Annotated in this window: 9 protein-coding genes and 1 pseudogene; 5 read left to right on the forward strand and 5 right to left on the reverse strand. The window is 75.2% G+C overall.

Annotation, left to right across the window (positions count from 1 at the left end):
- Window positions 1–11 precede the first annotated feature (11 nt).
- The 4 genes from OG553_RS35955 to OG553_RS35970 all read right to left on the reverse strand — a co-directional run bounded on the left by OG553_RS35955 (window position 12) and on the right by OG553_RS35970 (window position 8,041).
- Complete coding sequence (locus OG553_RS35955) at window positions 12–4,364, reverse strand: CHAT domain-containing protein (RefSeq protein ID WP_331728035.1); 4,353 nt, start codon at window positions 4,362–4,364, stop codon at window positions 12–14.
- An 88-nt stretch (window positions 4,365–4,452) separates the two neighbouring features.
- Window positions 4,453–5,466 (reverse strand): hypothetical protein, encoded by a 1,014-nt coding sequence (locus OG553_RS35960; RefSeq protein WP_331728038.1) that lies wholly within the window; start codon window positions 5,464–5,466, stop codon window positions 4,453–4,455.
- 901 nt (window positions 5,467–6,367) lie between these two features.
- Window positions 6,368–6,946, reverse strand: a complete 579-nt coding sequence (locus OG553_RS35965; RefSeq protein WP_331728041.1) for an HD domain-containing protein — start codon at window positions 6,944–6,946, stop codon at window positions 6,368–6,370.
- A gap of 15 nt (window positions 6,947–6,961) precedes the next feature.
- Window positions 6,962–8,041 carry a helix-turn-helix transcriptional regulator gene (locus OG553_RS35970; protein ID WP_331728044.1) on the reverse strand — a complete coding sequence of 360 codons (1,080 nt, stop codon included), beginning with the start codon at window positions 8,039–8,041 and terminating at the stop codon, window positions 6,962–6,964.
- A gap of 510 nt (window positions 8,042–8,551) precedes the next feature.
- Here OG553_RS35970 and OG553_RS35975 point away from each other — a divergent pair.
- From OG553_RS35975 to OG553_RS35985, 3 genes and pseudogenes are all read left to right on the forward strand, one after another.
- Window positions 8,552–8,695 (forward strand): annotated as a pseudogene (locus OG553_RS35975) (RNA-binding protein); the annotation flags it as partial.
- Window positions 8,696–8,795: 100 nt separating this feature from the next.
- Window positions 8,796–9,254 carry a glycine-rich domain-containing protein gene (locus OG553_RS35980; protein WP_405983260.1) on the forward strand — a complete coding sequence of 153 codons (459 nt, stop codon included), beginning with the start codon at window positions 8,796–8,798 and terminating at the stop codon, window positions 9,252–9,254.
- Between the two features lie 160 nt (window positions 9,255–9,414).
- Entirely contained in the window at window positions 9,415–10,071 is a 657-nt protein-coding gene (locus OG553_RS35985) for a class I SAM-dependent methyltransferase (RefSeq protein WP_331728046.1), read from the forward strand.
- A 126-nt stretch (window positions 10,072–10,197) separates the two neighbouring features.
- Here OG553_RS35985 and OG553_RS35990 read toward each other — a convergent pair whose 3' ends face one another.
- A complete protein-coding gene (locus tag OG553_RS35990; protein ID WP_331728693.1) occupies window positions 10,198–10,572 on the reverse strand; it encodes a helix-turn-helix domain-containing protein in 375 nt (124 codons plus the stop codon).
- Between the two features lie 161 nt (window positions 10,573–10,733).
- Between OG553_RS35990 and OG553_RS35995 the strand changes: the two genes are divergently transcribed.
- Both OG553_RS35995 and OG553_RS36000 read left to right on the forward strand, forming a co-directional pair.
- Complete coding sequence (locus tag OG553_RS35995) at window positions 10,734–11,357, forward strand: NAD(P)H-binding protein (RefSeq protein WP_331728048.1); 624 nt, start codon at window positions 10,734–10,736, stop codon at window positions 11,355–11,357.
- Entirely contained in the window at window positions 11,354–11,851 is a 498-nt protein-coding gene (locus tag OG553_RS36000) for a nitroreductase/quinone reductase family protein (protein ID WP_331728051.1), read from the forward strand. Before OG553_RS35995 ends, OG553_RS36000 begins: the two co-directional genes overlap by 4 nt.
- Window positions 11,852–11,896 lie beyond the last annotated feature (45 nt).

Here is an 11,896-nt window from a genome sequence, read left to right on the forward strand (position 1 = left end):
CGTACGTACGGTCAGCGTCCCGTGGCGATGAAGCCCGCCCAGGCGCTCAGGTCGTGGGGTGCGATGCGCCGCAGCAGCCGCGCCAGCCCGTCGGGTGCGTGCGGAGGCAGGGACCTGCCCGGGTCCGCCATCCAGCGCTGCGCCAGCCGCAGGGCCTCGGCGGGCTCGCGCCCCTCGGCCCGCAGGTGGTGGTGGGTCATGAACATCAGCAGGGAGGTGGCCTCGTCGGGCACCGGCCACAGCGAGCCGACCACCGACCGTGCTCCGGCCGTGAGGAACGCCGTGGCGAGGGTGTAGGCCTCGTTGGTCCCGCGCCCGGAGACGTGGCTGCGGCAAGCCGCCAGCACCACCAGGTCCGGGTGGCCGGTGTCCGCGTCGCCGTCGGGGGACTCCGTGAGCTCCTCCGCCGCCAAGTTCCCGCCGTGCAACAGCAGTGCCGCGCTGTGCCGTTCGTTCTCCAGCACCGTGGCGTGGCAGGCCAGGTGGAGCGTGCCGCCCCGGCCGGCGCCGGACCGCAGCCACCCCAGGACCTCCTCCGGGCGGCCCGGCCCGGCGGGCGCGGGGAGGCCGTCGGCGCCGGCGCGTCCGAGGAAGACGGCCCGTGGGTAGTAGGCGTCGCGCACGGCCGCCGCCTCCTGGCCGGCGAAGGGCAGGTCCCCGGTCGGGTCGCCGACGATGAGCGCCGCGTCCGTGCGGTGCCGCGCCGGGCGCTCGGCCACCTCGCACAGCAGCCGGGCCGAGGCGGCGTAGGTGAACTCCGCCGTGTCCAGGGCGTACTGGCGCCCGCCGCCGGCCGTGGCGGTCCAGGCGGCGTGCCAGGGCACGGCCGACAGGTCCCCCATGGGTACGAGGACCAGCCGGGGCGGCCGGCCGGCCGGCGTGACCCGTACGTCCTGCCGCAGTCCGCGCGCCAGGGGTTCCGCCACCGCGTGCCAGGCCCAGGCGCACAGCCGGTCGAGCCGCTGGGACAGCGGCCGGACGCGCGGGACGTGGCTGCCGGGCCCGGCGCCCATGTCCCGCCGCGCGCCCCGTCCGGGCCGCCCGGCCCGCCCGGTGGCTGAGGCGGTGGCGGTGGCGGTGGCGAGGTGGTCGAACGCGGCGACCGGATCGAAGCCGTCGGCCGTGGCGGAGCCCGCGCCCCGGAGCGGCCCGCCGTCCGGCCGGACGAGGTACTGGCGCACCGGCTCCGCGTCCTCGTGCAGCAGGGGCAGGGCCACGACGCCGGTCCGGCCGTCGGCCGTCACCACGAGTGCGGCGCCGGCGTCCTCACCGGCGGAACCCGCCGGCCCGGCGGGGAGCAGGTAGACCAGGGCGTCGCGCCCGAGCGTCCGCAGGGCGGCGGCGATCCGCGGTACGTCCGGCGGGGAGAGCAGCCGGTCGGCCGCGCCGCCGTCCAGGGCAAGCAGGACGTCCAGGACCTCGCGGCGCAGGGCGCTCGCCGGCGGGGCGCCGGAGGCGAGGACCCGCGCCCACCGGCCGGCCAGCGCGCCGTACCCGGCGTCGGTCAGGCGTCGTTCCACGGTCCGGGCCGTCGTCGCCGCGTGCAGGACGAGGCCGCGGCAGGCGTCGAGCGTGGCGGCGGCCTCGGCCGGCTCCCCGTCCGCCAGACACCAGCGGGCCACGGTCAGCGCGGTGGTGGTCGCCCCGGCGGCGGCCGCCGCGGCGTCGGCCGTACCGGACTGGAGGAGCACGCCGTACGCGGTGGCCCGCAGGGCGTCCGCGGCGATGCGCCGGCCCGCCCGCCGGTCGCCCGCGGCCCGGTCGTCGCGCAGGCGCAGGGCCTTGGCGAGGAGGAATCCGCCGCGGGCGCGCAGGGGGTGCTCGGGGCCCCCGGTTTCCCGGTACGTCTCTTCCAGGACCCCGATGGCTCCGTCGAGCCGCCGGCGCCGCGACCAGGGGCGGCCCAGTACCGCTTCGGCGCAGTCCAGGAAGCCGATGAGCATGCCGGTCCCGAGCCACAGGTCGTCGCCGCGGGCGGACGCGTCCCGGGCCGCGCCCAGCACGGCGGCGGCGTCGCGCAGGGCGGAGCGGTCCCCGCGGTCGTGGGCGCGGGCCGCGCGTGCGGCGCCGATCGCGCCCAGCAGTGCGGCGCGCTGGAGCGGCGGCATACCGGCCGTGGAGCGGACGAGCTCGTGCGCGGCGCCGCCGCCGCTCGCCGGTCCGCCGCCGCTCGCCGGTGCGTCGCCGCTCGCCGGTGCGTCGGCGGTCCGGGCCAGCTCGGGCTTCAGGGCCGCCCAGACCGGATGGCCGGGGTCCAGACCGAGGTCCTCGGCGCGCAGGGCGGCGAGCGCCCGGTCCCGTCGTCCGGCGGGTCCCGGGGACAGGAGGGCCGAGAGGACGGAATGGGCGGCCTTGAGGAGAGCGAGGTCCGGCAGGCGCGCGCGCTCGCCCTCGGTCATCGCCTCCATGCCCTGGATCACGTCCCGCATCGCCCGCTCGCCCGCAGCGATGTCGTCGAGGCCGCCGTTCACCACTCCGTCGAGCATCCTGAGGACGGCTCCCATGCCGGCCATGACGTCCGTGTGCCCGGCGGCCGGCCCGTCCGCGCCGGGGGCGCCGGCTCCGGTCGCCGCCGCCACCGCGGCGGCCTCGGCCGCGAGGCCCAGCAGCGGGCCGGCGCGCAGCGCCCCGTAGTGGCCCTGCGCGACGCTGACGACCGTGCTCGGCATCCGGCCGACCGGCTCCCCCGCGGGTGCGACCGTCTCCAGCAGGGCGTGGAGACCGTCGGGGGTGAGCCGTGTCCGGTCGGGGTCGAGCAGGGGGGAGTGCCGCAGCAGGAACATCGCGTGGGCCACGTGGTCCGGATCCCGGCCGGCCCCTCGGCGCCAGCGCCGCAGCAGTTCCCCGACGTTCTCGGTGGGGCCGACGAGCCGGTCGACGGTCCCGGTCCACCGCTCCGGATCCGTCGGTGTGTCCGGGCCCGCCGCCGCGGCGGCCGCGCGGAAGCCGGCCGCGCCCGGGTCGGCGGTGCTCCCCCCGCCGTCGAGCAACTGCGCCCGGACGACGGCCCGTATCAGGAGCGCCGACAGGACCGGATTCGGCTCCGCGGTCCGGTCGAGGACGACGGCGGCGGCCCGGGCGGCGGCCAGCAGCTCCGCCGGCCGGTCGCGGGACAGCTCCAGGCGGTACGCCGCCAGCTTCAGGTACGGGACGTGCGTCGGGCCGTGTTCCGGCCGCCAGAGGCGGGCGGCCTCCTCCAGCAGCCGCAGGGCCCGCTCCTGCTCCGCCGGGTCCGTGTCGGCCGCGGGGAGGTCGAGGAGGAACCAGGCCAGCGCGACGAGCACGTTGGGGACGGCCGTGCCGGTGTGCGCGGGGGAACCGGTGACGTCCCGGACGCGGGAGGCGAGGGCGCCCGGCGGGGCGGCGGCTCCGCTCACCCGCCAGGCCTGTACCGCGGCGCAGACGGCGAGGGTCTCGGCGCGCTGCGCGCGGTCGGCCCAGAAGGCCTCCTCGGCGGACGCGGACTCCGCTGCGGAGGCTGCCTGCCGGGCCCTGGCCGCCCCGCCCGACTCGGTGAAGGCGGCTTCCGCCTCGCGCAGCAGCCCGGCGTCCGACGTCAGGACCCCCTGGTCGAAGAGGGCGAACCCCCGGCCGCCCGCGAGGAGCGACACGTCGATGTCGACGTCGTCGGCGTCGGCATCGGCATCGGCGTTCGAGACCCGGGCTCCTGCCGCCCGGGCTTCGGCGAAGTGGCGGGCCGCCTCGGCGAGGCCGGGTGCGTCGCCGTCCGCCGAGGCCCGTTCGTACAGCAGCCGGGCCAGGGCCTCCTGCGTCGCCGCGCGGTCCGCGGCTGCCAGGGCGGGTTCACCGTCTTCGCCTTCCTCACCGTCCAGGAGCGCCCGGTAGCCCGCCACGGCCGGGGCGTGGTCGGCGGGCGCGCCGGTGCGCGACCAGCGCGAGGCGGCGATGTCGGGCAGGCGCAGGCGCGCCCAGCGGGCCGCGTCGGCGTCGGCGGTGCCCGGCGGGAGGCCGGCCACGGCGGCGACCAGCGCCTCGGCGCGGTCCAGGGCGGTGGGCGCCGGGTGTCCGTCGTCCTCCGCGAGGAGCAGCCGGGCCAGGTACAGGTACCCGCGGGCGCGGAGTTCCGCGGTCCCGCCGTCCGCCGCCAGGCCCCGTTCCAGCGCGGCCCTGGCCAGTTCGCGGTCGTACGGGGCCTGTTCGGGGTCGTCGCCGTCCTCCGCCCGCTCGGCACAGAGCAGGCCGAGCCGCAGCCACGCGCCGGCCGCCTCCGGGGACCCGGGGGCGGCCTGCCGGGCCTCCCCCAGCAGGAGGTCGCGGTCCCAGCGGGAGGCGTCGTACGACCGGCTCTCCCACGGGGGCGGCAGCGGGTGGGCGGGGTCGAAGCCGGGGCGGGAGCCGGTCATCGTGGGTTCCCCTCGGGGTGCCCCGCGCCGGTGCGGGCGGCGGGCGGTCGGGCGGCGGCGGCAGCGCTGCTGTGTGCGGTGTCCCCGTTCAGGGCCGCAGGACCACGCCGTGCCGGGTCGTCAGCCGGTGGACCTCCCACCACGTCACGGCGGTGACCGTGAGCGGGCCGCCGAGCACGAACAGCAGGGCGAGCGGTACCGGTCCGGGCGGCATCCCCGACGTCAGGAGGCCGACGGGGACGAACTCCCACACCAGGAGGGCGGTCAGCGGGCCGGGCAGGGCCTTGTGGATCTGGCCGGTCCCGAACCCGGCGCGCACCACGAGGGTGGAGGAGAACAAGGTGAACGCCGCGGCCCACACCATCAGGCCGACGATCACGACGGCGACCGCGAAGGAGATGTACGGGCGGTCCACCAGGGAGTTCAGCACCGGGATGGTCGCCAGCGTCAGCAGCGGTACGGACGTCAGCGCGCCCACGTACTTGGCCACGGTGACGAGCGGTACGCGCAGCCGGCTCCTCATCCGGGCGTGCTCGCTCACGGACGCCCATCTCATGAGCAGGTAGACGAGCAGCGGAGCGGTCAGCACCAGCAGCCACGGCGCGACCATCATGCGCACGGCGCCGTCCGTCAGGGCGTTCTCGATGTCGTTCTGCGCCCCGTAGACGAGGAGGAAGACGGACGAGGCCAGCACGGCGAGCACCGCGCGCGCCTTCTTCACGCGCGAGAGCGGGGGGTCGACGACCGGGTCGCGCTCCAGCCGGAAGACCCGGTGCGCGCGGTTGCGGGCCGACCGGGCCAGCGAGTACATGATCAGGAGCGGGATCGTCCCCGGTACCAGCAGGACGAAGGCGCTGAAGCAGCCGGGTACGGACTGCGCGAGTTCTCCCACCGACCGCCACTCGCGGAAGCCGTCGGACTCCTCCGGTACGGCGGCGGGACCCCAGGCCTCGGGGTTCTGCTGGCCGTCGCCCCAGCCCTGCCCGGGATGGGGGGCCGGGTACCCCCAGCCCGGGGCGGGGTGCTGTCCGGGTATGTATCCGGGCCCGTACGGACCGCCGGGGCCGCCGGGCGGCGTCGTGTTCGGGGTGGTGTCGGTCATGGTGTCCCCCTTGCGCCGGGGTCCCCCGAGAGGGCGGCGCGGTGCTGCGGAGCGGATCGGGCGGAGGCGTCCGGGCGACGGCGCGGGCGTACGGGCCGTACGGGCGGTGCGAAATGCGGGTGCTGGAACGGACGGAACGGGCGGAACGGGCGTGCGGACCGGTACGGACGGATGCGGGGTCGTGTGCGGGCAGGCCGGCTGACGGTGACGTGCGTGCCCGAACGCCGTCACGGCCCGGCCCCGAGCCCGCGCGCCGGGCGGGTGCCGACCCCAAGTGAACCCCAACCGGCCGCGCCAGGGGGCGGTTTCGCCGTCTGCGCCCCGAAGACGACCCGGATCCGCCCGGCGGGCGGCCCGGCCCCTCTTGCCGGGCCGGCCGCACGGGCCGGCCGCCGGGGCGGGCTCCGCCGGGGCGGGCGACCGCTGCGGGATCACCGGCAAGGACACCGTCCGTTTGATCGTGCGCGGACTGGAGGCCGAGCGCTGGATCACCAAGACCCAGGACGGCGGCGGACGGCTCGGCGCCCGCTACGAGGTACACCCTGCGCCCCTCCCCGATGCGGCTACACCTACCGCCCCCGAAACAGCTACGGACCCCCACACCGATCCGGCTGCGCAGAACACCGCTCTGGGAACGCACCCCTCGGAACAAGCGCACCAGGTCTCCTGTGGTTCCGCCGGTACGGCGTCTCCCGCAGTAGCGCGAGGCCCTGTGGAAGACCCAGCCGTCACAACGTTCAGGCAGTCAGTGGCCAGGCGGGGACGGCTTCGCCGGAACGGCAGCCGCAGGCTTCCACCACGGTCTCGGCGGCGGAGTACCGCGTGCTACGGCCTGTTCCGCTGGAGTTCGCCCCCGCCCCGGCATCCAGTCGGCCAGCGGGGGCTTCGTCATTTCCCGGGCTCAGCCTAGGAACGTCTGACGCCACTCCAGCGGCGACATGGTCAGCGCGGCCCCGGCCAGCTCTCGGGCGGACGCCGTCTTGAGACTGTTCAGGGAGGTGTCGATCCAGTCCTGTACGAGCGTGTTGCCCTGAGCCCGGTACTCCACTGCCTGCACCAGACACTCCAGTTTGTCCGCGTCCTTGGCCACGATCGCCTCGGGGCTGTCGTTGGCCTCGTACTCCTCGACCACCCGCTGAACACCACTGCGGACGGCAGGGTGCGCGCGGGCCACCTGGTCGGCGGTGACGGTCTGGTTCGAAGCGGCGTCGATGTACCGGCGGCCGATGTGCGGGATGTCGCCGATCCGGGTCTCCTGCGTGTCGTGGAAGAGGCACATCAGGGCGACCTTCGCGGGGTCCACGCCCTCCATCATGGCCAGCACGGCGCCGACGATGCCGACGCGGAACGAGTGCTCGGCGATCGACTCCGGGTTGTTGTTCCCGGTGAACCACCATCCGGTCCGCTTCGCGTTCTTGAGCACGCCCATCTCGAAGAGGAACCCGGCCGTGCCCTGGGCGGTCGCCGTGTCGTCTGCCATCGCTGACCTCCGGTCTCAGTCTCGATCACGAAGAACGTAATGCACGCCGGTGAGTTCGCGCCGGGATCTCTCGGAGATACCGCCCCCGTCCAACAGCCGCTCGGTACGCTCCGCCAGGTCCCGCACCAGCAGGCCCGACGCCTGCGGCAGCCACGGGTGAGCGGTCAGCAGGGCCCACATCGTGTGGACGTACAGGTCGACGTACCCCGGGGCGTGGTGCAGTCCGTACGTCAGCCCCCGCAGAAGGGTGACGGGATCCCAGCCGGTGAGCTGACGGTCCCGCATGAACATGTCGTCGGACTGGGGCAAGGGGGTTCCGCCCAGCCAGTAAGCCCAGTAGTTCAGGTTCGCGGCCTCGCCCGCGTCGTCGTCGACCATGGCCCGCTCGATGAAGTCGAGCAGCGGCACCGCGTCTCCCAGCCTCGCGAGCGCGGTGGCCGTCGAACGCGCCTCGGCCCATTGCGGCGTCCATCCCCGCTGGGCCAGCAGACCGCGCCGGGCGTGCAGGGCCTGCGCCGTCCAGGCCACCGCCCCGGGGCTCTTGTCGTACGAGGTCAGATACAGCGCCTGGCGGTGCAGCAGCACCCCCTGGGCGTCGGTCCGCGGGGCCGCCTCCGCCGTGGTCCGCAGCCGCTCGAAGAACGCCGTCCGGTCCGGCTCAGGCAGGAGCGGAGAAGCCGCCGCCGGCCCTCTCAGGCGCGGGGACGGGATGCCCGCAAGGGAGGGCGGCCGAATCCCGGTGAGCGCCCAGGCGAGCATGTGGGCGGTGTCCCGGGTGTGCACCCACTCCGCGAGAGGATGCGCGCCGGCGGCGGGCCGGAGCGTGGCCGTGATGATCCGGTCCGCGTCCATCGCCGCGTCCAACAGGGCGACGACCGCAGCGTCCGCACCGAGCCCGGCCAGCCTCCTCCGCAGCCCGAGCAGATCCACCGCCCTCATGTTCGCGACCGGGCGCCGGCCCGACTCCCACCCCTGCACCGTGGCCAGGTCCACGCCCAGAGCCTCCGCCATCCCCGCCTGCGTGAGCGGAACCGACTCCCGCGCCGTACGCAGCACAAAGCCCGCGATGGTGCCGGTGATTGGTCTCGTGGCCATCGCGCGCTCCCCGGTGCGGCCCCTGCCCGTAACACGTACCCGCAGTCAGTCCTACCGCACGGAGCGCGACCGTACGTTCATCTCGCGGGATCGACCAGCCCCAGCGCCTGGGCCCCAGGTTGACGCCGCACCCCCCCGGCAGCGGGGTGCACATACCTCCCCGGTCCCTGCGTCCCGCTGCAACCCCTCGGAGAGGAGCGCTCGATGCCCGGCCCCGAACTCCCCCGCCGTACTCCCCTGGCCCGACAGCTCGAAGACCAGCCCGCCGAACGCATCCCGACACCGGAGCCAAGCTCTCCGAGTCCCTGATCCGCGCAGGACGCGCGGCGCCGCCCGAAGGCGCCGAACCCTGGATGCCCGACACCCGGAACCGGCCCGGCTCGTTGGCCGAGTACGCCGAGCAGTTGCTGGTGCCGGCCGACGTCCTCTTCGCCGACCCCCGGCACTTCTTCCGCTCGTACTCGGCCGCCGAGACCGGCCGCATGATGACGACCACGACAGGGAGCCGCCTTCGAGGCCCTCCTGGACGGCGAGGGGCCGGAGAAGGTCGACCCCTCCGCCGGCCGCGAGCAGCAACTCGACAACATCAGCGCCATCTACGGGCCCGAGAAGGAAGCCCTGGGCGCCCTGGCGATCGAGATCAAGCTGCTCTGACACCCCGCAGACTCCCGCTCCGCAGCCTACGGCCATGGGCGGGAATCACCACCCCCTGCACCACTCGAAAGGCAATCGAGAGGAGCACGACATGACCGAGATGCTGACCAGGCCGGTCACCCCGGCCGCCGGCCAGTACCGCAACCCCCGCGACTTCGTGAAGCCCGAGGTCTGGGACCGCGAGATCACCCTGCTCATGCGCGACTACCCCTTCGACGAGGTGATGGCGACCCGCCTGTTCCACGCCGCGGTCTCCTACCTCATCACCGCGATGGAGAGGTGGGACGAGCCGGTCCCCCTGGAGATCTGCTGCGGCCGGATCGTCGACATCGCCGTGCACGTCTTCATCCTCGACACCCAGAACTACCGCGAGTTCTGCCACGAGCACTTCGGCGGCCGGTTCCTGGAGCACATCCCCGAGATCGCGTTCAAGTACGACGGCTCCGTGGAGCGCACCGCGCAGATCATCCACGACAACGGGTTCGAGGTGGACTGGAAGCTGTGGGAGGCCGACTACGCCAAGTGCGGCCCCTGTGCGCCGGGGCAGAAGTGCCACTGACCCCGTAGGGCCTTAAGCCCGCCCACGCCCGGAGGTGCGATCATGCGCCTCCGGGCTCGATTTATGCCCATATGCGCGAGTTTCCAGTTTTCGCCCGCGTCCCGGGACCCCCACCGGTAGCGTCTCGCGCACCGAAACCGAGAACCTCCCGAGGAGCCTCATGTCCAGCGCCCCCACCACCCCCGCCGAGTACTGGGACAAGTACCGCCCTGCCGTCCAGCAGCGCCCGGCCGCCGACCGTTTCGACTGGACGGGCCTGCCCGGCGTGGGCCCCGGCGCGGAGATCCTCGGCACGCCGAAGACCGCCCTGGACCTCGGGCCGGCGGAAGGAGAGAACGCCGTCTTCCTCGCCCGCTCCGGTGTCGAGGTCGTCGCGGTGGACTTCTCCGCCGTCCAGACCGAACGCGCCCGCGGCTTCTGGAACGACGTCCCGAACCTGGAGTTCGTCCACGCCGAGGTCTGCGCCTTCCTCGACCAGGACGTGCGGCTATGGGACGTCGTCTACTCGACGTGGGGTGCCGTCTGGTTCACCGACCCCGACAAGCTGTTCCCCCGCGTCGCCCGCAGCCTCGCCCCCGGCGGCCTCTTCGCCTTCGCCCACCGCGAGCCGATCGTGGGCCAGTACGGCGCCCAGGAGATGGGCGGGAAGTGGCTGGATGGCCGGGAGCCCGAGCTGACCGTGCTGCGCTGGCAGCACACCCCCGAGCAGTGGAGCGACCTCCTCAAGCGGCACGGCTTCACCGACATCCGAGCCGAAGTCATCCCCGCCCCCGACGGCGCCCTCGGCACCCTGCTGGTCACCGCGACGGCCGCCTGACCCCGCACACGACGACACCCTCGTCTCCGAGCGCCAGGAGCACGGGGGCATCGTCATGTCCGCGCCTACTCGTCCCGGCGCCACCACGAGACCGACGACAGCGGCAGCCGGGCGGGGGCCCCTGCGTCAGGAGGGACGGGCCGAGGAGCCGTTCGGGCGGGCGGCCGCGAGCGCCGCCTCCTGGGCGTCCAGGAGCTCGTCCCAGTGCTCCCGCGTCCACGCGCACGCCGCGTCCAGGGGCCCGAGGAGGCCCCGCCCGAGCGGGGTGAGGGCGTACTCGACGCGCCGCGTCGGGGTCCCGTACTCCGTGCGCGCCACGAAGCCGTCCCGCTCCAGCCCGCGCAGGGACTGGGTCAGGGACTTGGCCGTGATCTCGCGCAGCGGGACCTTGAGTTCGGAGAAGCGGCGGGGGCCGTCCTGGAGGCAGCGCAGGATCAGCGTGGCCCACTTGTCGCCGATCCGGAAGGGCACCAGCGGCGAGGGGCAGACGGGGTCGAACATCTCCGGGTCCAGGGGCGGCGGGCTCTGCGGCGGCGGGCTCTGCGGCGGCGTGCTCTGCGGCGGCGTGCTCTGCGGCGGCGTGCTCTGCGGCGGCGGGTTCATGATCACGATCGTAGGCCGGTATCCGATCGGTAACCAGGGCATTCCATAGGGTCCGGAACATGACGAACCAGGGGAACGAGCAGGACCAGAGCAATCGGAAGATCGTCGTCTTCGGCGCCCGCGGCCGCGTCGGCCGGGCCGTCGTCGCCGAGGCGCGGGCGCGGGGCCTGGAGGTCACCGAGGCGGGACGCGGTGACGGTGACGTCACCTCGGCGGCGGACGTCGCCCGCCTCGCGGCCGGGCACGGCCTGGCGGTGGCGGCCGTGTACGACACGGCCGCGGACCCGGGGGAGTTCTTCCCCGCCGCCGCCCGCGCCCTCGCGGCGGGCCTGTCCGAGGCCGGGGTGCGGCGCCTGGTGTCCGTCGGGCTGGCCTCCGTACTGCCCACCGGGGCCGGGCCGCTGCTGATGGACACACCGGGGTATCCGCAGGAGTGGCGGGCGTTCTACGTCGGCCACGGCGCCGGGACCGCGGCCCTGCGGGCGGCCGCGCCCGAGGGCCTCGACTGGGCCGTCCTGAGCCCGTCGGGCGACTTCGCCGCCACCGGGTCCACGGGCGGCTACGCGTTCGGCCCCGCCGACGGCGACGACCGGATCACGCACGCGGACTTCGCGCGGGCGGTCCTCGACGAGGCGACGGCCCCGACCGTGCACGCCGCGCACGCGGGGGTGCGGACGGCATGACGCAGGCGCAGCCGACGGACAGTCCGAACCCGTGGGTCGCCGGGCACATCCGCCGCTTCGAGGAGACCGGCGGTGTGCCGCGCCCCGGAATCCGGGACCTGCTGCTGACCACGCGGGGGCGCCGCTCGGGGGTGCTCCGGCGCACGGCGCTCGCGTACGTACGGGACGGGGAGGCGTACGTCCTGACGGCCTCGAACGCGGGGGCCGCGCACCATCCGGCCTGGTACCTGAACCTGACGGCCGACCCGGCCGTCACCCTCCAGGTCGGCACCGGGACCTTCGCGGCCGTCGCCCGCCGGGCCACGCCCGCGGAGGCGGAGCGGCTGTGGCCCGTAGTGGTCGCGGCCATGCCCTCGTACGAGGCCTACCGCGCCTCCGCGGGCCGCGAGGTCCCGCTGGTCCTGGTCACCCCTGCCGGCGGGGCGGAACGAGGCGGTCCGGCTGATCGAGGTGGAAGGGGGATCCGGGGTTCCGGGGCCTCCAGCCTTCGGTGAGGGCGGTGCGGCCCTGGTCGTAGGTCGGACGTCCGCGGAGTCGCC

This window comes from Streptomyces sp. NBC_00158 (assembly GCF_045160885.1).
Taxonomy (GTDB): Bacteria; Actinomycetota; Actinomycetes; order Streptomycetales; family Streptomycetaceae; genus Streptomyces.

What these genes read in the sequence shown, in the direction of transcription:
- OG553_RS36000 (WP_331728051.1), top strand. Translation starts at nt 11,354, where the DNA reads ATGACGCAGGCGCAGCCGACGGACAGTCCGAACCCGTGGGTCGCCGGG.
- OG553_RS35995 (WP_331728048.1), top strand. Translation starts at nt 10,734, where the DNA reads ATGACGAACCAGGGGAACGAGCAGGACCAGAGCAATCGGAAGATCGTC.
- OG553_RS35985 (WP_331728046.1), top strand. Translation starts at nt 9,415, where the DNA reads ATGTCCAGCGCCCCCACCACCCCCGCCGAGTACTGGGACAAGTACCGC.
- OG553_RS35990 (WP_331728693.1), bottom strand. Translation starts at nt 10,572, where the DNA reads ATGTTCGACCCCGTCTGCCCCTCGCCGCTGGTGCCCTTCCGGATCGGC.
- OG553_RS35970 (WP_331728044.1), bottom strand. Translation starts at nt 8,041, where the DNA reads ATGGCCACGAGACCAATCACCGGCACCATCGCGGGCTTTGTGCTGCGT.
- OG553_RS35980 (WP_405983260.1), top strand. Translation starts at nt 8,796, where the DNA reads ATGCTGACCAGGCCGGTCACCCCGGCCGCCGGCCAGTACCGCAACCCC.
- OG553_RS35965 (WP_331728041.1), bottom strand. Translation starts at nt 6,946, where the DNA reads ATGGCAGACGACACGGCGACCGCCCAGGGCACGGCCGGGTTCCTCTTC.
- OG553_RS35955 (WP_331728035.1), bottom strand. Translation starts at nt 4,364, where the DNA reads ATGACCGGCTCCCGCCCCGGCTTCGACCCCGCCCACCCGCTGCCGCCC.
- OG553_RS35960 (WP_331728038.1), bottom strand. Translation starts at nt 5,466, where the DNA reads ATGACCGACACCACCCCGAACACGACGCCGCCCGGCGGCCCCGGCGGT.